Here is a 22,035-nt window from a genome sequence, read left to right on the forward strand (position 1 = left end):
CGGGTCGGCGGCACTGATTTGGATCAATCCGCATCCGAATCCCGTCCGGTCGATCCCGCTTTCGCCTGCTTCAGCGCGTGGACGCGCAGGGCGGAGGACAGGTTGGTGTCGCGCTGGCGCGCCGCATCCACCTCGGCCACCAGCGCGGCGAAGCTGATGCCGCGGGCGGACGCGATCTCTTCGAGCGCGTCGAAGAATTCCTGCTCGACCGAAAAGGAGGTGCGGTGGCCGCGGATCGACACGGAGCGCTTGCGCACCGCGCTCATCGCTGCCCGTCGACGTCCGGCTTGTCGAGGCGGTGGCCGTCGAGGAGGTTCTTGTCGCGCTCGCGGTCGGACTTCTGCGCCACCTTCTCGGCCTTGCTGCGGCCGTGGAGCGCGCGGTTGGCGGCGGCGGCCGCGTCATGCTCGGCGCGTGCCTTACGCTTGCGGGCGAGGCGAAGGTTGACGACCTCGCCCATGGTGGCGGCTACTTCTTGCGGAAGGCGTCGAGCGAGACCACGTCCGCGCTTTTGCCTTCGCCCTCGGCAGGCTTGTCGTCGCCGGCCGGCGCCTTTTCGAGCGCGGGCTCCGGCTTCTTGGCCGCCGGCTTTGGCGCGGCGCGGGGGGCGGGCTGCGGCTTCGGCGCTTCTGACTTCGGCAGCGCCGTCACATCGCCCCCGGTGGCGACCGGCTCGTCGGTGCGCACGTCAAATTCGAGTTCGAAATTGACCGACGGATCGTAGAAGCCGCGCACGGCGGCAAACGGCACTTCGAGCTTCTCCGGCACGTCGGAGAAGGACAGGCCAACCTCGAAGCCGGTGTCGGTGACCTTGAGGTCCCAGCTCGGGTACTGGAGGACGATCGTCATCTGCTCCGGATAGCGCTCCTTCAGCCGCGTGGAGACGCGGACGCCGGGCGCGCCGGTCAGGAAGGTGATGAAGAAGTGGTGGTTGCCGGGCAGGCCGGTCCGCTGCACTTCCTGCAGCACCTTGCGCATGACGCCGCGCAGGGCTTCCTGCGCGAGGATGTCATAGCGGATGTGGTCTTCGGCCATCAGCCGTCATTCCCCGATTCAATTCCGGCACCTTTAATGAAGCGCCCGCCGGACGTAAACGGGATATGAGGCTTGCGACCACGAAGCAAGGCGTTGCGCGGTCACGTTGCGCGGAGCCGGGCGAGGATGAAGTCGACGCGGCGCTCCACCGTGCCCGTTGGGACCTCGCACAGCTCGTAGCCGAAGCCGGCATAGGTTTGCCGCATCGTTTCGCAGGTGGCCCTTGCTTCCGCGGGGGATTGCCGGCGTTCCGCATCCGCATGGAAGATGTCGGCCCAGAAGGGCAGGACGAACACGCGCGGCGCGTAGCGGACCGTCTCGGCCGCCCGGGTCACATGGCCGGGGACATCGAGGCCGGAAAGGCAGAGATAGCCGGCGACGTCCGGCACGCCGCGGTCGAACCAGACCGGGCCCGCGGTCGAGGCGGCTTCGCCGTGCGAGCGCAGCTCCCAGCCGAGCATAAGTTCGGCGAAGAGGGCCCGGTCGGCCCAGGGCAATGCCTGGCCGCCGATGGCGAGCTGCTGGCGGATGACGGCGCGGCCCGCCTCCGGCATGACCGGGAAGCCGCGCCGGGCGAACGCGTCGAGCAGCGTGGTCTTGCCGGCGCCGGGGCCGCCGGTGACGACGTGGAATCGATCTGACATGAAAAGCTCCGCCGCCGACGACAAAATCGCGCGGACGTATCGAAATTGCAGGATAGGAGGGAAGGTGGAGGTTTCTGTTGCCAGTACCTCCGAACCCCGCCTGAAGGTGCTAACCCACAGGGCTTGATTCGAGACTATCGCACTGCTTACGCAGCGAGACGTGCCTCAGCATAGTTGTCGTTGGCAACTATAGGTTTGACCCGATAACGGCGGTATCATGCCGGGCAAAAGCGCGATCTTTACACCCTCGTCGATCCTATTTCGCCCCCATCAGAAGATGCCGTGGCCGGCAGCTTGTGGTGGAGGCGCCGGGGTACCGCCCCCGGGTCCGAATGGCTTATTTCATCGGCCGTTTATCACCATAGCCGGACAAGCCGGCACGCCGAATATAGGAAGGGCGGAGGCGAAAGGGAAGGGCGTTCCGATCCAGGTTTCTGTGGAGAGTCCTGAGGCGCCACATTCGCGCCGCGCCGTGCTTCTAGCCGTGCGGCTTTCCGGAGGACCCGCCCGATGCGCTTTCTCGTCGGCCTGCTGATATTGGCTCTGATCGCTCTCTATATCGGGAACGCGTCGTGGCGCGCGGCCGTGCCGCAGGACAATGTCAGGCTGATCGCGCATCGCGGCGTCCACCAGACGTTCAACCGCGACAACCTCGAAAACGATACGTGCACGGCCGAGCGGATGGATCCGCCGACGCACGAATTCCTCGAGAACACGATCCCGTCGATGAAGGCGGCCTTCGCGGCCGGCGCCGACATCGTCGAGCTGGACGTGCACCCCACAACGGACGGCCGCTTCGCCGTGCTGCACGACTGGACGGTCGATTGCCGCACCGAGGGCAAGGGCGTGACGCGCGAGCATAGCCTCGCCGCGCTCAAGGCGCTCGACATCGGCTATGGCTATACCGCCGACGGCGGCAGGACGTTTCCGTTCCGGGGCAAGGGCGTCGGCCTGATGCCGTCGCTGGAGGAGGTGTTCGAGGCGGTTCCGGAGGGGCGCTTCCTTGTCAACTTCAAGAGCAAGGAGGAGCGGGAAGGGCGCATGCTTGCGGACCTGACCGCGCCGCGCCCGGCGTGGAGGGATGCAGTGTGGGGCGTCTATGGCGGCGATCCGCCGACCCGGATGGCCGCTGAGCTGATGCCGCAAGCGAAGAGCTGGACGCGGCGCGGCCTGGTCGACTGCCTCGGCCGCTATATCGCGCTCGGCTGGAGCGGATACATGCCGCAGGCCTGCCGCGATACCACGGTGATGCTGCCCGTCAACGTCGCGCCCTGGCTGTGGGGATGGCCGAACCTGTTCCAAGAGCGGATGCGCGAAGCCGGCACCGACATCATCCTGTTGGGTCCGTATTCGTCGGGCGACATGGGCACGGCGGGTATCGACACGGCCGATGAGGTCGGGCGTATTCCGGTGCCGTTCGACGGCTATGTCTGGACGAACCGGATCGAGGCGATCGGCCCTATGCTGCGGCGGTGACGCCGTGCTGGGGAAAGCCGAGGATCGGACGTGCCTCCGGCGCCGCCTTGCTGTAGAATGGCGCGACAAGAATCGGCGGTCCTCATGAAGCAGTATCTCGACCTTCTCAGCCATGTCCTCGACAACGGCCTCGACCGCGGCGACCGCACCGGCACCGGCACGCGCGGCGTGTTCGGCTACCAGATGCGTTTCGACCTCGAGGACGGCTTTCCGGTCACGACGACCAAGAAGCTGCACCTGAAGTCGATCATCCACGAGCTGTTGTGGTTCCTGAAGGGCGAGACCAACATAGGCTACCTGCGCCAAAACGGCGTGACGATCTGGGACGAATGGGCCGACGAGAACGGCGACCTCGGCCCGGTCTACGGCGCGCAGTGGCGGTCGTGGCCAGATGGCAAGGGCGGCACGATCGACCAGATCGCCAATGTGGTCCAGCAGATCCGCAACAACCCGAATTCGCGCCGGCTGATCGTCTCTGCCTGGAACCCGGCCGAGGTGGATGAGATGGCGCTGCCGCCGTGCCACTGCCTGTTCCAGTTCTATGTGTCCGAGGGCAAGCTCTCCTGCCAGCTCTACCAGCGCTCGGCCGACATCTTCCTCGGCGTGCCGTTCAACATCGCCTCCTATGCGCTGCTGACGATGATGGTGGCGCAGGTGACGGGGCTGAAGCCCGGCGAATTCGTGCATACGCTGGGCGACGCGCACATCTACCAGAACCATTTCATGCAGGCGCGGCTGCAGCTCACCCGCACGCCGAAGCCGCTGCCGAGGATGTGGATCAATCCGGAGGTGAAGGACCTGTTCTCCTTCAGCTACGAGGATTTCCGGCTGGAGGGTTACGAGGCGGAGCCGAGCATCAAGGCGCCGATCGCGGTGTAGCGGTTCGCGGCGGTGTTTCCGCGCGGAAACCTGCATGCTCCGTCGCGAAAGCGAAGCGTCTGTCGGCGAAGCGATTTCCGGTCTATCGTCGCTTCGGACCCAACCATCGGGACACATATCCATGCGCAAGCTTCTCGCCGCCGCTTTCCTGTCCACCTGGCTTCCGGCGTTCGCCCTCGCCAACGATACCAGCGCGCATTTCGCGGCGGGCGGGCTGATCTTCGTCCGCACCGATTCGGTGTCGATGGAGAGCGAGGATCTCTACATCTCGCCGAGCGAGGTGCGCGTCGCCTACAAGTTCCGCAACATTTCGGACGTCGACGTGGAGAGCGTGGTGGCATTCCCGATGCCGGACATCACCGCCGATCCGCATTCGGAAGTGTCGATTCCGGACATGGCGTCGGACAATTTCCTCGACTTCACCGTGACGGTCGACGGCAAGCCGATCGAGCCGACGCTCGACCAGCGCGTCTTCGCGGCCGAGGTCGACGTCACCGACGAGCTCAAGGCGGCCGGCATTCCGCTGTTTCCCTATGGCGACGCGGCCGAGCAGGCGCTGTCCAAGATGGCGCAGGACAAGCTGGACGACTGGGTGTCGCGCGGCATCGTGATGATAGACACCTATGACGTCGGCGAGGGGATGAAGGACCACTACGTTCCGTCCTGGACGCTGAAGTCGACCTACTGGTGGAAGATGAGCTTCCCGAAGGGGCAGGAGATCGACGTGCGCCACAGCTACAAGCCAAGCGTCGGCGGGACGGTCGGGCTGACCTTCGTGACCGACGGTGCGGTCCAGGGCGAGCAGCGCGACCTCTACCGGCAGAAATACTGCATGGACGCTGCCTTTGAGAAGGCGGTGCAGAAGGCAGTCCACGCGGCGGAGGAGAACGTCACGCCCTATGTCGAGAACTGGATCTCCTACGTGCTGACGACGGGCGGCAACTGGGCGACCAATATCGGCACGTTCAAGCTCACCATCGACAAGGGCAAGCCGGACTCGCTTGTCTCGTTCTGCGGCGAGGGCGTCAAGAAGACCGGCCCGACCACTTTCGAGATGACCGCCGAGGATTTCTATCCCGAGAAGGACATCGAGATCCTGATCCTCGACAAGCCGGCGGCTCAGTAGGCATGGACGTCGTCATCCACGCGGCCGTTGCCGAGAACGGCGTGATTGGCGCCGACGGCGGCCTGCCGTGGCGGTTGTCGAGCGATCTGAAGCGCTTCAAGGCCGGCACGATGGGCCGGCCGGTGATCATGGGTCGCAAAACGTTCGAGGGGATCGGCAAGCCGCTACCGGGCCGCCTGAACATCGTCGTCACGCGCGACCGCAGCTGGGCGCACGAGGGTGTCGAGACGGCGGGCTCGCTGGACGAGGCGATACGCCTGGCGACGGTGCGCGCGCGCTGCATGACCGGCGTCGACGAGATCGCGGTGATCGGCGGCGGCGAGATCTACGCCCAGGCGATGCCGCTCGCCGACCGGCTGCACATCACCCACGTGCTCGCCGAGCCCGCCGGAGATACGCGTTTTCCGGCGATCGATGCCGCTTTGTGGACGGCGAAAGCCTGTGAGGATGTTCCCGCCGGAGAGCGCGACAGCCATGCGACGCGTTATTGCGTCTACGAGCGCAAACCGGGGTGAACGAGGGCGGGAAACTGCCCGTCCGGTCCGTTGTATTAACTTCGCAATCGCTTTTAGCGAAGTGTCGCACCGGAAATCCGCCGTAATTGGCCGGCTCGCGTTGAAAGCCCGGCACCGCATCCCTATAACCGTGCCAACAGAACTAGCTGCGGAACCAACCGCCGCGCGTGGTTTCGCAACAAGAGGAATTTCATGCCCTGGAACAATCAGAGCGGTGGCGGCGGCGGCCCGTGGGGTGGCGGCGGTAACGGCGGAGGCCCGTGGGGCCAGGGTCCGCGCGGACCCGGAGGACCACAGAACACACCGCCTGACCTCGAAGAGATCATCCGACGCGGCCAGGACCGCCTGAAGAACGCGCTTCCGGGCGGCGGCGGCTTCAATCCGGCCTTCGTCGCACTGGGCATCGCCGCGCTGGTGGCGCTCTGGGGCTTCCAGTCGATCTATACCGTCCAGCCCGACGAGGTGGCCGTCGAGCTCCGCTTCGGCAAGCCGAAGGAAGAGCTGTCGCGGCCGGGCCTGCATTTCCACTGGTGGCCGATCGAGACGGTCGAGATCGCCAAGACGGCCGAGCGGCTGGTGAACATCGGCGAGGACCGCGGCAACAACGCCTCCGGCCTGATGCTCTCGGGCGACCAGAACATCGTCAACGTCAAGTTCTCGGTTGCATACCAGGTGGCCGATCCGCGCCAGTTCCTGTTCAACGTGGCCGAGCCCGAGGAAATGGTGCGCCAGGTGGCCGAGAGCGCGATGCGCGAGGCCGTCGGCCGCCGCCCGGCGCAGGACATCTTCCGCGACGACCGCCAGGGCATCGCGGATTCCGTGCGCACCATCATCCAGGCGACGCTCGACCAGTATCAGTCCGGCCTGGTGGTCAACGCGATCTCGATCGAGGACGCCGCACCGCCGCGCGAAGTGGCCGACGCGTTCGACGAGGTGCAGCGCGCCGAACAGGACGAGGACCGCTTCGTCGAGGAATCGAACCAGTATTCCAACCAGAAGCTCGGCCAGGCGCGCGGTGAGGCTGCGCAGGTCCGCGAAGAGGCCGCCGCCTACAAGAACCGTGTCGTCCAGGAGGCCGAGGGTGAGGCGCAGCGCTTCATCTCCGTCTACGACGAATATGCCAAGGCTCCCGACGTGACGCGCAAGCGCCTCTTCCTCGAGACGATGGAGAAGGTCTATGGCGGCGCGAACAAGGTGATCGTCGAGCAGGGCAGCGGCCAGGGCGTCGTGCCCTATCTGCCGTTGCCCGAACTGCAGCGCCGCGCGGCCGGAGGAAACAACTGATGGCCAACCGTCTCACGGCAATCGCGGTCGCAGCCGTCATTCTGCTGCTCATCGCATTCTCTTCCTTCTTCATCGTCAACGAGCGCCAGCAGGCGATCGTGCTGCGCTTCGGCGAGATCGTCGACGTCAAGCGGGAGCCGGGCATCTACTTCAAGGCGCCGTTCGGCTTCCTCGACGCCGACACAGTGCAGATCATCGACGACCGCCTGCTGCGCTTCGACCTCGACGACATCCGCGTCCAGGTCTCGGGCGGCAAGTTCTACGAAGTCGACGCCTTCGTCGCGTTCCGCATCCAGGACCCGAGGGTGTTCCGTCAGGCCGTGTCCGGCGACGTGCAACTGGCCGAGCAGCGGCTGCGCACGCGTCTCGACGCGGCGCTGCGCCGGGTCTACGGCCTGCGCGGCTTCGAATCGGCGCTCTCGGAAGAGCGCGCCTCGATGATGCGCGAGGTACGCGACCAACTTCGTCCCGACGCCACATCGCTCGGCCTCGCGATCGAGGACGTGCGCATCCGCCGCACCGACCTCACCCAGGAAGTCTCGCAGCAGACCTACGACCGCATGAAGGCCGAGCGTCTCGCCGAGGCGGAGCGGCTGAGGGCGCGCGGCCGAGAGGCGGCGCAGCGCATCCGTGCCCGCGCCGATCGCGAGGTGGTCGAGATCGTCGCCGAGGCCAACAAGGAGTCCGAGATCCTGCGAGGCGAGGGCGAAGCCCAGCGCAACGGGATCTTCGCCGACGCCTTCCAGCGCGACCCGGCCTTCTTCGAGTTCTACCGCTCGATGGCGGCCTATTCGGCAGCGCTGCAGAATTCCGGCACGACGATGGTGCTGTCGCCGGATTCGGAGTTCTTCAAATATTTCCAGGACTCGACCGGCGGTCCCGCCGCCCCGGCGCCCGCGCCGGGCGCCGCGAGCGCCACCCCCGCGCCGGCCGCCCAGTAAGCGGCCGACGTGCAGGATTTCCTGGCAGCTGTCGGGCTTGTGCTCGTCATCGAAGGCCTCCTTTACGGAGGCTTTCCTGCTTTGGCGAAGCGGATGGCCGCGGAGGCCACACAGGCGCCGGAGAATCTGCTACGGATCACCGGTCTTCTCGCGATCGCTGCCGGTGTCTTCATCGTCTGGCTGGTGCGCGGATAACGCAGGATTTACGGCAAGCGGGCGGCTTCGCCGCCGCGGACAGGTGACCGGGCCGCAAACGCGCCGTATTTCTTGCGGACAACATGCCTGAGAGACTGTTTGGAAATTCTACTCTGGCGGCCATCTGATGGCGTTTTCTGCGCTTCCGGTGCTCACGGACCCAAATGTCCGCTCCGCTCCGGTTCTCGAAACCACCACCAGCTGACTCGCCGGAGCGAATTTCGAAACAGCCTCTTATTTCTCATCGACGACATGCCGGCCCGCCGCCGGTCCGACCCTTGCCCCGAACGGAAGCCCACGGAAGGCACCCAGATGAACGCAGCCACCTCTTTCGTCCGCATCCGTCGCGCCGTCGGCGCCTCGCTGATGGCGGGCGCCCTCGGCCTCGCAGCACTTCCGGCCGCGGTGGCGCCCGCCGGAGCGCAGCAGCTTGCCGTCCAGCCGCAGGGCCCGGCATCGGTTGCCGACCTCGCCGAGCGGCTGCTCGAATCGGTCGTGAACATCTCGACCTCGCAGACGGTGGCAGGCAGCGACGAGCCGGGCGTGAAGCCGCCGGAACTGCCCGAGGGGTCGCCGTTCCAGGACTTCTTCGACGACTATTTCAAGAACCGGCGCGGCGAGGGCGGCGGCAGCCAGAAGGTGCAGTCGCTCGGCTCCGGCTTCGTGCTCGATGCCGAGGCCGGCATCATCGTGACCAACAACCACGTGATCGCCGATGCCGACGAGATTGAGGTGAACTTCTCCGACGGCTCGAAGCTCAAGGCGACGCTGAAGGGCCGCGACACCAAGACCGACCTCGCGGTGCTGGAGGTCGACCCGAAGCTGAAGAAGCTCAAGGCCGTGAGCTTCGGCGATTCCGACAAGGTGCGCGTCGGCGACTGGGTGATGGCGATCGGCAATCCGTTCGGTCTCGGCGGCACGGTCACCGTCGGCATCGTTTCGGCGCGCAACCGCGACATCAATGCCGGCCCCTATGACGACTTCATCCAGACCGACGCCGCGATCAACCGCGGCAATTCGGGCGGGCCGCTGTTCAACATGCAGGGCGAAGTCATCGGCATCAACACCGCGATCATCTCGCCGTCGGGCGGCTCGATCGGCATCGGCTTCTCGATTCCCGCGAAGATGGCGTCGGGCGTGGTGAGCCAGCTGCGTGAATTCGGCCAGACCTCGCGCGGCTGGCTCGGCGTGCGCATCCAGGAAGTGTCGGACGAGATCGCCGAGAGCCTCGGCATGGACAGCGCCAAGGGCGCGCTGGTTTCCGGCGTGATCAAGGGCGGGCCGGTCGACAACGGCTCGGTGCAGGCCGGTGACGTGATCGTGAAGTTCGACGGACGCGACATCAAGGCGATGAACGACCTGCCGCGCGCCGTGGCCGAAAGCCCGGTCGGCAAGACGGTCGAGATCGTCATCGTCCGGGAGGGCAAGGAGCAGACCGTCCAGGTAACGCTCGGACGGCTCGAGGACGGCGAGAAGCTCGCATCGAACGACGAGAGCGCCGGCAAGCTGGAGCAGGGCGAGGACGCCCCCGTGTCCACCGCGAGCGTGCTCGGCATGACGGTGGGCGAGCTGGACGACCAGCTGCGTGCCCAGTTCGGCATTTCGGAGGACGTGACCGGCGTGGTCGTGACCGAAGTGAGCCCGAACTCGCCGGCGGCCGAGAAGGGCGTGGTGGCGGGCGACGTGATCGCCGAGATCGCGCAGGAATCGGTATCGACGCCGAAGGACGTGCTAGACCGAATCAACGCGCTGAAGGGCCAGGGCCGCAAGAGCGCGCTTTTGATGCTCGCCTCCAAATCGGGCGAGCTGCGCTTCGTGCCGGTGCCGATGAACTGAGTGGGACGCTTTTCAGACGTATAGGGGGCGGCTTCGGCCGCCCTTTTTGTTTCAGTCGCGGAAATCGGAGTGGCGGTAGCCTTGCAGGTAGAGCAGGGCGGTGAGGTCGCCGTGGTCGATGCGGATCTTCGCCTGCGCGGCGACCGCGGGCTTGGCGTGCAACGCGACGCCGGTGCCAGCCAGCCGCAGCATGTCGAGATCGTTCGCTCCGTCGCCGACGGCGATGGCCTCGGCCGGCGTGATGCCGAGGCGCGCCGAGATCGACGTCAGCGCCTCGGCCTTGGCCGCGCGGCCGAGGATCGGCTCCGCGACGGTGCCGGCGAGCTTGCCGTCCGCTTCGTGCAGGATGTTGGCGATGTTCTCATCAAAGCCGATCATCGCGGCGACCGGGCCGGTGAACACCGTGAAACCGCCGGAGACGAGCGCGGTCCAGGCGCCGTGGGCGCGCATGGTGCGCACCAGAGCCTTGCCGCCCGAGGCGAGGGTGATGCGCTTTTCGATCACGTCGCCGACGACGCTCGACGGCAGGCCCTTCAGGAGCGCGACGCGCTCGCGCAGCGCCGGCTCGAAGGCGATCTCGCCGTTCATCGAACGCGCTGTGATGGCCGCGACATGGTCTTTCAAGCCGACGAGGTCGGCGAGCTCGTCGATGCATTCCTGGTCGATCATGGTGGAATCCATGTCGGCAATCAGAAGTTGCTTGCGGCGATTGTGCACGTCCTGCACCGCGATATCCGCGCCGGCGCCGGACAGGGCGCTTGCGAGGGCGGCGGTTGCATCGGCGGCGGAAAGGTCCTCGGGAAGCAGGATGTCGCAGGCGATGCCCTCCGCCAGCCAGTCGGCCGCGCTTGCGCCGACGGCGCGGCAGGCGCTATTCGCGAGGTCGGCGGTGAGCGCGGGCCGCGAGGGATGCGAGATCAAGGTGGCAACGAGAGAGGTCATGGAGGATTCCGGCGCGGCGGGCGGCGGACTGCCGCTCAGGGGCGCGGTCCTGATAGCGGGACCGACGGCGAGCGGCAAGTCGGCTCTGGCGCTTGAGGTGGCGCGGCGGATTGGCGGCGCGATCGTCAATGCGGATTCGATGCAGGTCTATGACGTGCTGCGGGTGCTGACCGCGCGGCCGGATGCGGCGGACCTGAGCGCAGCTCCCCATCACCTCTATGGCCATGTCGACCCCGCGACGCTCTATTCGACAGGGGAATGGACCCGCGACGTCGAGCGGCTCGCCGCGAGGGGCGGGCTGGGGGGACGCCGGCCGATTTTCGTGGGCGGGACCGGGCTTTATTTCCGAGCGCTGCTCGGTGGCCTGTCGGAAATGCCGCAGATTCCGCCCGCAATCAGGGAAGGCTGGCGCGAGCGCCTGGTGCGCGAAGGGGCCGCGCGGCTGCACGAGATCCTGGCGGAGCGGGATGCCGAGGCCGCGGCGGGCCTGCGCCCGACGGACGGCCAGCGGATCGCCCGCGCGCTGGAAGTTCTTGACGCGTCGGGTCGTTCGATCCGGCACTGGCAGTCGCGGACGGCGGCGCCGCTTGTCGATCCGGGCAGCGCCACACGCATCGTGCTCGACATCGACCGGGCGCTGCTGCACCGCCGGATCGATGCCCGGGTCAAGCGGATGGTTGAGGAGGGCGCGGTGGAGGAGGTGCGGCGTCTGCGCGCGCTCAAGCTCGATCCAGCCCTGCCGGCAATGAAGGCGATTGGCGTGCCGGAGTTCGCCGAGGTGCTGGACGGGGCGCGCGGGCTGGCCGACGCGATTTCGCGGGTCCAGGCCGCGACGCGGCAATATGCCAAGCGACAGCTCACCTGGTTCCGCAACCAATTGGGGCCCGAATGGAGGCGGCTCGCGGCCGTCGAGGGCGACCATTTTCTGGCTGATCTTGAAGCAGGATAAAGCTTTGTTGACCTAAGGGCCGTATTCAAGTGGAGGTTGTGACGTTAGCTGTTGCGATCATCCGGGTTTGAATTAGAAGGGGCGGCAACCTGGGGGGATGATGCGCTTCCACAAATCGGAATCGGCGTTCTTCGTGTTCATCGTGCTGGTGCTCGCCGCCGGCGCATGCCTTGCATACGCCTATTCCGTGCTCGGCTATACCGGTGAATCGCGGGACCCGGCGGAACTGGCCGGCAATCTGAACCTGCTTGGCCAGATGATCTTCGGTACCGGCATGCTGCTCGCGACGGCGAGCATCTTCGGCGTGTTCTTCATCTATCCGCTGATCCGCAAGCAGGTGCGCGAAGAGGGCAAGCTGAGGGCGATGACCGAATCGCTCAGCGCCCGCTCCGAGACGCTGGAGCATGCGGCGCTGACGGACGGTCTGACGGGCATGCAGAACCGGCGCTATTTCGACGATGCGCTGCGCGAATATCTCGGCGAGTTCCGCCGCATCGGCAAGCCGGTGGGGCTGTTGATCCTCGACCTCGACCATTTCAAGACGGTCAACGACACGCACGGCCACGACGTCGGCGACGAGGTGCTGCGGGTCGTGGCCGGGTGCCTGCGCGAATTCACCCGCTATCACGACGTCGTCGCGCGGCTGGGCGGCGAGGAATTCGCCGTCGTTGCCCCCAACATGGACACCGACATGCTGATCAAGCTCGCCGAGCGCATCCGCAAGGCGATCGCGGCGCTGACAGTGAACACCGGCAACATCCGGCTCAGGGTGACGACAAGCGTCGGCATCGCGATCTGGGACGGCAAGGAGAGCGCCGAACAGTTCTACCGCCGGGCGGACCGCATGCTCTACGAGGCAAAGCGGCTGGGGCGGAACAGGGTCTGTGCGTGAAGTGAGGCAGTAGGCAGTAGGCAATAGGCAATAGGGGTTGTCGCCGCGCTACGGCTGGACGATCCTCCTACTGCCTACTGCCTACTGCCTACTGCCTACTGCCTACTGCCTACTGCCTACTGCCTACTGCCTACTGCCTACTGCCTACTGCCTACTGCCTTGCCTACCCGAACAGCCTCCCGTCCGGCCGCCGCTCCTGGCGGATCGGCTCGTCGACATAGGGCGAGAGCCTGGCAAGGCTCGGGCGCTGTTCGGGGCCGCCGGCGGCCGGCGCGGCGGGGACATTTGCGTTGGACCAGACCTCGTCGCTGAAGCCGTCGCGTCCGCCGCTGCGCATGCGCTCGACGATCGTGTTGAGATCGATGTCCTGCACCATTTCATCCTGCGTGTGGTCGCGCACGGCCGAGCCGGGGATGTAGCGGCGGTCGAGGACCTCGAACTTCATCCGCATCGTCGCCGCGACGCCGTCGCCGAAGGCGATGCATTCGCGCTGGCCCATCGAGGACAGGAAGGCGAGCGCCGAGGCGGAGGCATCCGAGATCGCGGAGCGAATGATCGCCTGGTCCTGCTCGTTCGGCAGGCGCATGGCGAAGACGGTCGAGCATTGCGAGAAGATGGTCGGGTCGAGTTCGCCCGGGCGCTGCGTGACGATGCCGAGGTAGCAGCCATATTTGCGGCCTTCCTTGGCGATGCGCGCCAGCGCGTGGCGGGTTGGCGCAAAGCCCATGCGCGGATCGACCGGCATGTAACGGTGCGCTTCCTCGCACAGCAACAGCAGCTCGATCTGGCCGTCGCCCCACAGCGTCAGGTCGAAGGCGAGCCGTGCGAGCACGGAGCAGACCGCGTTGACCACCTCGGAAGGCATGCCCGCCATCTGGAAGCAGGTCACCGGCTTGCCTTGCGTCGGGATGCGAAAGATTAGGCCGATCGCGGCGGTAATATTGTCTTCGATGATGCGGGAGCCGAACATGAAGCGGAAGCGCGGGTCGCGCGTGCCGGCGTCGAGGCGCTGCCGCAGGGCGCGGTAGACCGGCCTGAGATCCTTGCTGTCGAGCATGCCCATGCGGTCGTCAAGGATGCGCATCAGGTCGGCCATGCGGTAGGGCACCGGCGTGTCGGCCGTGATGCCGCCGGGCTCGGAAGCGCGGCGCAGCGACACGTTCCCGGCGCCGCGGTGCTCGTGCTTCGCCGCCGGGATCAGCTCGCGCAGGAGCTCGACCTCCTCAACGATCGGGTCGCGGCCGAGATAGAGCACCTCGACGAGTTCCTCGAGGCGGAACATCCAGAACGGCAGGTCCAGCGTCTCGGAATCGAGCGTGGTCGACACGTCGGGAAAGGCGCTGGCGAACTCGTTGTGCGGATCGAGGATCAGGACGCGCAGGTTCGGCCGCGCCTCGATCGCCTTGTGCAGCAGCAGCGACACCGCGCTCGACTTGCCGACGCCCGTCGAGCCGACGACGGCGAAGTGGCGGTTGAGCGTGCGTCCCATTGCGACGTTCGCCGAGATGCTCTCGTCCTGCGAAAGATTGCCGACCGGGACCGCGTCATTGCCGCCGATCTCGTAGATCGCGGCAAGGTCGCGCTGGCGGATACGGTGCGCGATGGCGCCGATGTGCGGATACTTCGCGATGCCGCGGTCGAAGACCGGGGGAGCACCGTCCTGACCGTCGCGCACCTCGCCGATCAGGTCGACATGCACCAGCATGCGGTTGTCGGCCTCTTCGTACCAGGGCCCGTCGACATGGACGTCGTGGACGAGGCCGACGGTGCGGGTGTTCGGCAGGCTGATCGAGATGAACTTGCCGACCGACCACTGGCCGGCCTCCTGGCTCTTGTTGCCGGCAGCGGTGGTGGCGATGGTCGCATGCGCGCCGTCGCACTGGATGACGTGGCCGAGGATACGGGCGGCCTCCTGCGCCGCGTCGCGCACCGGCAGCGCATTCCGCTCGGTCAAGTCGCCCTCGTGTTCCTTGAACATCGCTCGTCTCCGGCCCCAACGGCGATGTCTAGCGCGTCGCGGTTAAGGCGGCGTGTGACGGAATGGTTGACGCCCGATTGACGCGCCCGTTCGCATTCGAGCGATCACATTTCGGAACCCTGCTGCCATGCGGGCGTTCTGCAGGCGGTTCAACAAACGAGGAGAGAACCGATGATGAAGAAGCTTATCGTTGCCACGGCCTTCGCGGGCGCCCTTGCAACCACTGCCATGGCCCAGGAGCCGCCGTCGCAGACTACGCCCGAGGTCGAGAACCAGAAGTTCGAGACCGGCGCGGGCGCAGTCACCGGCGCAGCCGCAGGCGCGGTCGTAGGCGGACCCGTGGGTGCGGTGGTCGGTGGTGTGGCAGGCGCCGCGATCGGAGCCGCCGCCTCGGTGCCGGAGCCGGCTCGCGAGTATGTCATCGCAAATCCGGTGGAGCCGGTGGTGATCGAAGAGAGGGTTGCCGTCGGGACCGTCATTCCCCAGACGGTCGTGATCCACGAGATCCCGGACTCGCCTGAATTCGGCTACGTCTATGTCGACAGCGGGCCGGTGGTCGTAAAGAAGCAGACCCGCGAGGTCGTGTATATCAACGGCTAATCCGGAACCTATGAGATGCGGCGCGAAAGGCTCCTTCGACAGGAGCCTTTCGTTTTTTCGCGGCCTAGCGCAGGTGATGCACCCTCTGCAGCCCGTAGACCGGCGTCGGGATGCCTTCCATGCGGGCCTTGAGCTGCAGTGCCAGAAACTGCGAGTAGTGGCGTGACTGGTGCAGGTTGCCGCCGTGGAACCAGAGTGCTTCCTGCTGCGTCGGCTTCCACATGTTGCGCTGCTCGCCTTCCCAGGGGCCGGGGTCTTTGGTGGTGGCAGAGCCGAGACCCCAGCATTTTCCCACCTTGTCGGCGACCTCCTGCGAGATCAGGTCGGCCGCCCAGCCGTTCATCGAGCCGTAGCCGGTGGCGTAGACGATGACATCCGCGGGGATCTTCGTGCCGTCCTCCAGGACGACCGCGTCTTCCGTGATCTCGGCGACCTGGCCACTCTTCAGCTTGATCTCGCCGTCGATGATCAGTTGCGAGGCGCCGATGTCGATGTAGTAGCCCGAGCCACGGCGCAGATACTTCATGAACAGGCCTGAGCCGTCGTCGCCCCAGTCGAGCTTGAAGCCGGCCTTCTCCAGACCCTTGTAGAACTCCGCGTCGCGCTCCTTCATCTGCTGATAGAGCGGGATCTGGAACTCGTGCAGGATCTTATAGGGGAGGGAGGCGAAAATCAGGTCGGCCTTGGCTGTGGTGATGCCCGACCGCACCGCCTGCTCGGAATAGAGTGCGCCGAGGCCGATCTCCATCAGCGTGTCGGACCGCACGATGTGGGTGGAGGAGCGCTGCACCATCGTCACGTCGACGCCGGCCTCCCAGAGTGCCGCGCAGATGTCGTGGGCGGAATTGTTGGAGCCGATCACGACCACCTTCTTGCCTTTATAGGCGTCGGGTCCGGGATGCCTAGACGAATGGTGCTGTTCGCCCTTGAATGTCTCCATGCCCTTGAATTTCGGGATGTTCGGCTTGGCGGACATGCCGGTGGCGAGCACGAGCTGTTTCGGGCGCAGTGTGATGTCCTTGCCGTTACGGGTGACGACGACGGTCCATTCCTTCTTCTTCTCGTCGTAGGAGGCGCTCTTGGCCTCGGTCGAGGTCCAGTAGCTGAGCTCCATCACCTTGGCGTACATTTCGAGCCAGTCGCCGATCTTGTCCTTGGGCGAGAAGATCGGCCAGTTCTTCGGGAAGTCGATGTAGGGGAGATGGTCGTACCAGACCGGATCGTGCAGGCAGAGGGATTTGTAGCGCTTGCGCCATGAATCGCCGGGGCGCTCGTTCTTCTCCACGATGATCGTCGGGACGCCGAGCTGCCTGAGCCGGGCGCCGAGCGCGATGCCGCCCTGGCCCCCGCCGATGATGAGGCAATAGGGCTGGCGGGTGTAGCCGAGCTCGGCGGCCTCGGCCTCGCGCTCCTCCTTCCAGGTCGGGCGGTTTCTCGCAGCCCCGTGCTTCGCGCCCAGCGGCCGGTCGAAGCCGGCGGGTTCCTCGAACCCCTTCAATTCGACCATCGTCGTCAGCAGCGTCCAGATCAGGCCGTTCCTGACGCGGATCTGGCCAAAGCCGCGCGCGACCTTCGTCTCGAACTGGATCCAGCCCTCGAGCAGGCCGTCGGTTTCGGTCGCATCCTCGCCGTCGGCGATCCGCCAGCCGGAGGGACCGGTGAGCGCAAGCTGGCTCTCCAGCATGTCGCGTACCTGGTCGCGGCCTTCCATGGTCTTGATGTTCCAGGTGAAGGCGACGAGGTCGCGCCAGTAGCAATCTTCCTGAAAGCAGGCGACTGCCGCCTCGATGTCGCCGGACGACAGGGCGCCGCCAAACCTGTCCAGAAGATCGGCGAGCCGCTTGTTGGGTGCCTTGTCGAGCATATGCATCTCCTCCCTGAGAACGCGTAGATCTTCCGTCCGCGCCTCCCAGGCGGACGGCGATAGGAGTATGCGGGCGGCGGCAGGGGGCGTCACGCCGTACTAAAGACAGTCGCCGCATCAAACGTTTAGCGCCTCCTGGCGCACGCCGGCAGATGCGCGGGAATTGCAGTTGACGCCGCGGGATGCGCGCACTATGGTCCCGCGCCATGAAGACGGTTCTCATTCTCGTAGTAGGAAGGCGCATGGGCAAGGCGGTGTAACCGCCGGGCGAGAGCACCCCATGCGCCAGACAGGCTCCCTTCCGGGGGCCTTTTTTATTGCCTTCGATACCGATAAACGACCCACGCGCCGCATGAGGCGGCAAAGAGACGGAAGACGACGATGAACAAGGCGACGCAGGAAACCGGCCGGCGGGAGATGACGGGCGCGGAGATGGTGGTCCAGGCGCTGAAGGACAATGGCGTCGAGCACATCTTCGGCTATCCGGGCGGCGCGGTCCTTCCGATCTATGACGAGCTCTTCCAGCAGGACGCGGTCCAGCACATCCTGGTGCGCCACGAGCAGGGCGCAGGCCATGCCGCCGAGGGATATGCGCGCTCGACCGGCAAGCCCGGCGTGATGCTGGTTACCTCCGGCCCGGGCGCGACCAATGCGGTGACGCCGCTGCAGGACGCGCTGATGGATTCCATTCCGCTCGTCTGCATCACCGGCCAGGTGCCGACCACCCTGATCGGCTCCGACGCTTTCCAGGAATGCGACACGGTGGGCATCACCCGGCCCTGCACCAAGCACAACTGGCTGGTGAAGGACGTGAACGAGCTGGCCGGGATCCTGCACGAGGCCTTCCATGTCGCGACGACCGGTCGCCCGGGTCCGGTTGTGGTCGACGTGCCGAAGGACGTGCAGTTCGCGAAAGGCATCTATACGCCGCCGCAGACCGCGCCGCGCACGTCCTATCAGCCGAAGCTGCAGGGCGACCTGGAGAAGATTAAGGCCGCGGTCGCGCTGATGGCAGGCGCCAAGCAGCCGATCATCTATTCGGGCGGCGGCGTGATCAATTCGGGTCCGGAAGCGAGCCATCTGCTGCGCGAACTGGTCGACCTGACCGGCTTCCCGATCACCTCGACGCTGATGGGGCTGGGCGCCTATCCGGCCTCGGGCAAGAACTGGCTCGGCATGCTCGGCATGCATGGCTCGTATGAGGCCAACATGGCCATGCACGACTGCGACGTGATGCTGTGCATCGGCGCGCGCTTCGACGACCGCATCACCGGCCGGCTGAACGCGTTTTCGCCGAACTCGCGCAAGATCCACATCGACATCGATCCGTCGTCGATCAACAAGAACGTGCCGGCGGACATCGGCATCCTGGGCGATGTCGGTCGCGTGCTGGAGGACATGGTGCGGCTGTGGCGGGCGACCGCCAGGACGGACAAGAAGGAGCTCTATCCCTGGTGGGAGCAGATCGCCCGCTGGCGCGCGCGCGACAGTTTCGCGTTCAAGAACAGCAATGACGTGATCATGCCGCAATATGCGATCCAGCGGCTCTACGAGCTGACCAAGGGCCGCGACACCTACATCACGACCGAAGTCGGCCAGCACCAGATGTGGGCGGCGCAGCACTTCCACTTCGACAAGCCGAACCGCTGGATGACGTCGGGCGGGCTCGGCACGATGGGCTACGGCCTGCCGGCCGCGCTCGGCGTGCAGATCGCGCACCCCGACGCACTGGTGATCGACATCGCCGGCGACGCCTCGGTGCAGATGACGATGCAGGAGATGTCGACTGCGGTGCAGCACAACGCGCCGATCAAGATCTTCATCCTGAACAACCACTACATGGGCATGGTGCGCCAGTGGCAGCAGCTGCTGCATGGCAACCGCATGTCGCACTCCTACACCGAGGCGATGCCCGACTTCGTGCTGATGGCGAAGGCCTTCGGCGCGCACGGCATCCGCTGCGAGAAGCCGGGCGACCTCGACGACGCGATCAAGGAGATGATCGATGTGAAGCAGCCCGTGCTGTTCGACTGCTGTGTCGCCAACCTCGCCAACTGCTTCCCGATGATCCCCTCCGGCAAGGCGCATAACGAGATGCTCCTGCCCGACGAGGCGACGGACGAGGCGGTTGCGAATGCCATCGATGCGAAGGGCAGGGAGCTGGTGTGATAACCAGCTTCCACCGCCGACCCGACCAGACCGTAGCAAATTCGAGTAGCCAGACATGAACGCCCAGCTTCAGCCCACCGGCTCCGCCTACTTCATCGCCAAGGACACCGCGCTGCCGGAGAGCCATACGCTGTCCGTCCTCGTTGACAACGAGCCGGGCGTGCTCGCCCGCGTCATCGGCCTGTTCTCGGGCCGTGCCTACAACATCGACAGCCTGACCGTGTCGGAGACCGAACACGAGCAGCACCTCTCGCGCATCACCATCCAGACGCGCGGAACGCCGCATGTGCTGGAGCAGATCAAGCACCAGCTTGAGCGCATCGTGCCGGTGCACCGGGTGGTCGACCTGACGGTGGTGGCGCGCGAGCGCGGCCAGGAGCGGCCGCTGGAGCGTGAGCTGGCGCTGGTGAAGGTGGCGGGCAAGGGCGAGGAGCGGGTCGAGGCGCTGCGGCTGGCCGAAGCCTTCCATGCCAAGGTGTCGGACGCGACCACCGAGCATTTCATCTTCGAGATCACCGGCAAGAGCACGAAGATCGACCAGTTCATCGCGATCATGAAGCCGCTCGGCCTGATCGAGATTTGCCGCACCGGCATCGCCGCGATGAACCGCGGACCGGAGGGGATGTGACCCCCTCCGTTTGACCTAGCCGCGGGACGGTGCCGGATCAGGGAGGTTGCGCCAATAAATGTCAGCATTGCTGACATAATAACTATGCCAGGAAACGCCCCATGTCCGCCGACCTGTTCCTCGCGCTCATCGTCTTTGCCTTCGTCACCTCGATCACGCCGGGCCCGAACAATTTCATGCTGCTGGCCTCGGGCGTGAACTTCGGCTTCTGGCGCACCCTTCCGCACATGTGCGGCATCGGAGTCGGCTTCTTCACGCTGCTGCTCGGCGTGGGGCTCGGGCTCGGCGCGATGCTGACCGCATATCCGCAGCTTCACCTCGCGCTGAAGGTGGCGGGCGGCGCCTATCTCCTCTACCTCGCCTGGAAGATCGCCATGTCGCGGTCGCTCAGCGAGAAGGAGGGCGGCACGCGTCCGATGACTTTCCTGGAGGCGGCCGCGTTCCAGTGGGTCAACCCGAAGGCCTGGGTGATGGCGGTGACGGCGATGGCTGTCTACACGGACCCGGCGCGTCCGTTCCTGACGATGCTGCTCGTCGCGACCGCCTTCGCGCTGGTCAATTTCCCGAGCGTCTCGTGCTGGGCCGGCTTCGGTGTCGCCCTGCGCGGCTTCCTCGCCGACCCGGTGCGGCTGAAGTGGTTCAACATCGCGATGGGCGTGCTGCTGGCGGCAACGCTGGTGCCGATGCTGCGGTAAGGCTCACTCTGCCGCGGGGTTGTTCAGGATCATGTTCTCCTGGACGAACTCGGAACCCATCTTTTGCTTGATCTCGTCCATCGCCGGACGAGGAATGATCGCGACCGAGCTATCGGGATTGAAGGTAAAAGCCGAATCCCGCTGTGCCGGATCAATTGTTGCAGAGAAATTCTGCCCCGGCAGCAGGATTGAACCGGGCTGAGCGGTGTCAGGAACGAACGGCTTCCAGATGACGGTTCCGGAGGTTCCGAACGGTCTTGCCCGGTTCATGACGGTCCCGGCGGCATCACGGTAGCCGTCTGAATATCCGGTCTGATATCCTGCTCGATAACTTGCTTCGTCCGCATGGGCCCCGCTGAGCGAAACGGCCAGGAACACATAGGATAGTATCTGTCTCATTGCTCAGACCTCACCTTTTCCAGATCACGCTGCATCCGTTGCCGGAACTCTTCGCTGGCCATGTGGTTCTGAAGCTGCGACCCCTCGGCAACGATCGCGGCATTTCCAAAGATCGGATTGTCTCTCGTGTCGATCATGGTGATGCTACGCCAGGCCACGAAGGCGACCAGCGCCACACCGAGGCCGGCAACCAGCACCCCGGGCGAGGCGGTGTTGATCAGCCAGCGGAATTCCTTCCAGTTTGCCTCCGCGCGGGTTTCACGACTGTCGACGCGGGCAAGCACGAAAATGGCGCCGAGCATGGCGAGGATCATCCCGGCCGTCACAGAGAGGAACTGCGTATAAGCTCTCATGAACAGCGCTGACCGAGCGATTGTTGCGCATGTTGAGCGCCTCATTCTCGACCGCGAGCTCGTAGAGTCGCTCCGTCGCGCTCGCGTGCATCATCAAGGGCTGAAACGCGATGGCGGGCTCGTGCGCACGCCCCGTCCTGAACAACTCGTTGATGAAGTATGCGTTGGCGAACAGGATGAGCAGCAAGGCGGCGGCGCAGAGGATGCCGAACCATTTGACGGTCGAAACCTTGAAATCGAAGTCGCGCGGGTCAGCGGGGTGGGCATCTATGACGGTCTGAAATTCGTCACGGATCGCGGCGCGCAACCGGTCATCAAGTGTCTCCGTGTCCGGTGCAGGCGTGGAAGCATCCTGAAGGACTGCGGGATTGTCTATCGGCCGGCCGGGCTCCGTAGTCGGTGGTTGTGTCGCCGCGATGTCGCCGTTCGGGTTCGATTGTCGATCATCCGCGGCCGTGTCTGACGCAGCCGGGGGATTTTCCTCGTCGCCCGCCGCAGCCGCAGCGCTCGCGGCACTTGTCTTTCCAGCGATCATCGAGGCCCCCAGCCCGAGAGAGTTGTTCCAAAATCATTCTAGCAGAGTATGCAAATCTATAACTCAAAGTTGTATTAGTCAATCGAACTCTCTTAACGTG

General features: G+C 65.6%; 24 protein-coding genes and 1 other RNA gene. 14 read left to right on the forward strand and 11 right to left on the reverse strand.

Translation table 11 applies throughout. The features are described from left to right. Window positions 1–23 precede the first annotated feature (23 nt). From LRS09_RS23060 to ssrA, 5 genes are all read right to left on the reverse strand, one after another. Complete coding sequence (locus LRS09_RS23060) at window positions 24–266, reverse strand: ribbon-helix-helix domain-containing protein (protein ID WP_257809320.1); 243 nt, start codon at window positions 264–266, stop codon at window positions 24–26. Continuing rightward, a complete protein-coding gene (locus tag LRS09_RS23065; protein WP_257809322.1) occupies window positions 263–460 on the reverse strand; it encodes a DUF4169 family protein in 198 nt (65 codons plus the stop codon). The genes LRS09_RS23060 and LRS09_RS23065 overlap by 4 nt, the downstream gene beginning before the upstream one ends. Window positions 461–468: 8 nt before the next feature. After that, a complete protein-coding gene (locus LRS09_RS23070) occupies window positions 469–1,035 on the reverse strand; it encodes an SspB family protein (protein ID WP_257809323.1) in 567 nt (188 codons plus the stop codon). A gap of 101 nt (window positions 1,036–1,136) precedes the next feature. Beyond that, a complete protein-coding gene (locus LRS09_RS23075) occupies window positions 1,137–1,679 on the reverse strand; it encodes an AAA family ATPase (protein WP_257809324.1) in 543 nt (180 codons plus the stop codon). 63 nt (window positions 1,680–1,742) lie between these two features. After that, window positions 1,743–2,097: a transfer-messenger RNA gene (gene ssrA, locus LRS09_RS23080) on the reverse strand. 92 nt (window positions 2,098–2,189) lie between these two features. On the opposite strand from ssrA, the gene LRS09_RS23085 reads away from it, so the two are divergent. The 8 genes from LRS09_RS23085 to LRS09_RS23120 all read left to right on the forward strand — a co-directional run bounded on the left by LRS09_RS23085 (window position 2,190) and on the right by LRS09_RS23120 (window position 9,931). Then, window positions 2,190–3,155 carry a glycerophosphodiester phosphodiesterase family protein gene (locus LRS09_RS23085; protein WP_257809325.1) on the forward strand — a complete coding sequence of 322 codons (966 nt, stop codon included), beginning with the start codon at window positions 2,190–2,192 and terminating at the stop codon, window positions 3,153–3,155. 84 nt (window positions 3,156–3,239) lie between these two features. Next, window positions 3,240–4,034, forward strand: a complete 795-nt coding sequence (locus tag LRS09_RS23090; protein ID WP_257809326.1) for a thymidylate synthase — start codon at window positions 3,240–3,242, stop codon at window positions 4,032–4,034. 121 nt (window positions 4,035–4,155) lie between these two features. After that, window positions 4,156–5,160, forward strand: a complete 1,005-nt coding sequence (locus LRS09_RS23095; protein ID WP_257809328.1) for a DUF4424 domain-containing protein — start codon at window positions 4,156–4,158, stop codon at window positions 5,158–5,160. A gap of 2 nt (window positions 5,161–5,162) precedes the next feature. Further along, a complete protein-coding gene (locus LRS09_RS23100) occupies window positions 5,163–5,675 on the forward strand; it encodes a dihydrofolate reductase (RefSeq protein ID WP_257809329.1) in 513 nt (170 codons plus the stop codon). A 192-nt stretch (window positions 5,676–5,867) separates the two neighbouring features. After that, window positions 5,868–6,959, forward strand: coding sequence for an FtsH protease activity modulator HflK (hflK, locus tag LRS09_RS23105; RefSeq protein ID WP_257809331.1), 1,092 nt, complete (start codon window positions 5,868–5,870; stop codon window positions 6,957–6,959). After that, window positions 6,959–7,900, forward strand: a complete 942-nt coding sequence (gene hflC, locus LRS09_RS23110; RefSeq protein ID WP_257809332.1) for a protease modulator HflC — start codon at window positions 6,959–6,961, stop codon at window positions 7,898–7,900. The genes hflK and hflC overlap by 1 nt, the downstream gene beginning before the upstream one ends. 9 nt (window positions 7,901–7,909) lie before the next feature. Next, window positions 7,910–8,095: a DUF2065 domain-containing protein gene (locus LRS09_RS23115; RefSeq protein ID WP_257809333.1), complete on the forward strand. Its 186-nt coding sequence runs from the start codon at window positions 7,910–7,912 to the stop codon at window positions 8,093–8,095. Between the two features lie 312 nt (window positions 8,096–8,407). Beyond that, complete coding sequence (locus tag LRS09_RS23120) at window positions 8,408–9,931, forward strand: DegQ family serine endoprotease (protein ID WP_257809335.1); 1,524 nt, start codon at window positions 8,408–8,410, stop codon at window positions 9,929–9,931. Window positions 9,932–9,982: 51 nt separating this feature from the next. Here LRS09_RS23120 and serB read toward each other — a convergent pair whose 3' ends face one another. Further along, window positions 9,983–10,873, reverse strand: coding sequence for a phosphoserine phosphatase SerB (gene serB, locus LRS09_RS23125; RefSeq protein WP_257809336.1), 891 nt, complete (start codon window positions 10,871–10,873; stop codon window positions 9,983–9,985). Between serB and miaA the strand changes: the two genes are divergently transcribed. Both miaA and LRS09_RS23135 read left to right on the forward strand, forming a co-directional pair. Then, on the forward strand, window positions 10,872–11,822 hold the full coding sequence (gene miaA, locus LRS09_RS23130) for a tRNA (adenosine(37)-N6)-dimethylallyltransferase MiaA (protein ID WP_257810294.1): 951 nt from the start codon (window positions 10,872–10,874) through the stop codon (window positions 11,820–11,822). The two genes, serB and miaA, sit on opposite strands and share 2 nt — an antisense overlap. A 100-nt stretch (window positions 11,823–11,922) precedes the next feature. Continuing rightward, on the forward strand, window positions 11,923–12,714 hold the full coding sequence (locus LRS09_RS23135; protein ID WP_257809337.1) for a GGDEF domain-containing protein: 792 nt from the start codon (window positions 11,923–11,925) through the stop codon (window positions 12,712–12,714). A gap of 163 nt (window positions 12,715–12,877) precedes the next feature. Here the strand turns inward: LRS09_RS23135 and LRS09_RS23140 are convergent, their stop codons facing one another. Continuing rightward, window positions 12,878–14,692 (reverse strand): ATP-binding protein, encoded by a 1,815-nt coding sequence (locus LRS09_RS23140; protein ID WP_257809338.1) that lies wholly within the window; start codon window positions 14,690–14,692, stop codon window positions 12,878–12,880. Window positions 14,693–14,863: 171 nt separating this feature from the next. Here LRS09_RS23140 and LRS09_RS23145 point away from each other — a divergent pair, with 171 nt between their 5' ends. Continuing rightward, window positions 14,864–15,292, forward strand: coding sequence for a DUF1236 domain-containing protein (locus LRS09_RS23145; protein ID WP_257809339.1), 429 nt, complete (start codon window positions 14,864–14,866; stop codon window positions 15,290–15,292). A gap of 64 nt (window positions 15,293–15,356) precedes the next feature. Here the strand turns inward: LRS09_RS23145 and LRS09_RS23150 are convergent, their stop codons facing one another. After that, window positions 15,357–17,156 (reverse strand): NAD(P)/FAD-dependent oxidoreductase, encoded by a 1,800-nt coding sequence (locus LRS09_RS23150; RefSeq protein WP_257809340.1) that lies wholly within the window; start codon window positions 17,154–17,156, stop codon window positions 15,357–15,359. Window positions 17,157–17,537: 381 nt separating this feature from the next. Here LRS09_RS23150 and LRS09_RS23155 point away from each other — a divergent pair, with 381 nt between their 5' ends. The 3 genes from LRS09_RS23155 to LRS09_RS23165 all read left to right on the forward strand — a co-directional run bounded on the left by LRS09_RS23155 (window position 17,538) and on the right by LRS09_RS23165 (window position 20,648). Continuing rightward, window positions 17,538–19,325: an acetolactate synthase 3 large subunit gene (locus LRS09_RS23155; RefSeq protein WP_257809341.1), complete on the forward strand. Its 1,788-nt coding sequence runs from the start codon at window positions 17,538–17,540 to the stop codon at window positions 19,323–19,325. 55 nt (window positions 19,326–19,380) lie between these two features. Next, entirely contained in the window at window positions 19,381–19,953 is a 573-nt protein-coding gene (ilvN, locus tag LRS09_RS23160) for an acetolactate synthase small subunit (protein WP_257809342.1), read from the forward strand. 101 nt (window positions 19,954–20,054) lie between these two features. Next, window positions 20,055–20,648, forward strand: a complete 594-nt coding sequence (locus LRS09_RS23165; RefSeq protein ID WP_257809343.1) for a LysE family translocator — start codon at window positions 20,055–20,057, stop codon at window positions 20,646–20,648. Window positions 20,649–20,651: 3 nt separating this feature from the next. Here the strand turns inward: LRS09_RS23165 and LRS09_RS23170 are convergent, their stop codons facing one another. From LRS09_RS23170 to LRS09_RS23180, 3 genes are read right to left on the reverse strand one after another with little or no spacing between them, the layout of a single operon-like run. Beyond that, the gene (locus LRS09_RS23170) at window positions 20,652–21,047 is read right to left on the reverse strand and encodes a hypothetical protein (protein ID WP_257809344.1); all 396 of its coding nucleotides are present in this window, start codon (window positions 21,045–21,047) and stop codon (window positions 20,652–20,654) included. Next, window positions 21,044–21,349, reverse strand: a complete 306-nt coding sequence (locus LRS09_RS23175; RefSeq protein WP_257809345.1) for a hypothetical protein — start codon at window positions 21,347–21,349, stop codon at window positions 21,044–21,046. Before LRS09_RS23175 ends, LRS09_RS23170 begins: the two co-directional genes overlap by 4 nt. Next, complete coding sequence (locus LRS09_RS23180; RefSeq protein WP_257809346.1) at window positions 21,306–21,935, reverse strand: hypothetical protein; 630 nt, start codon at window positions 21,933–21,935, stop codon at window positions 21,306–21,308. The genes LRS09_RS23175 and LRS09_RS23180 overlap by 44 nt, the downstream gene beginning before the upstream one ends. Window positions 21,936–22,035 lie beyond the last annotated feature (100 nt).

Origin of the sequence: Mesorhizobium sp. J428, from assembly GCF_024699925.1 — a bacterium.
Taxonomy (GTDB): Bacteria; Pseudomonadota; Alphaproteobacteria; order Rhizobiales; family Rhizobiaceae; genus Mesorhizobium_A.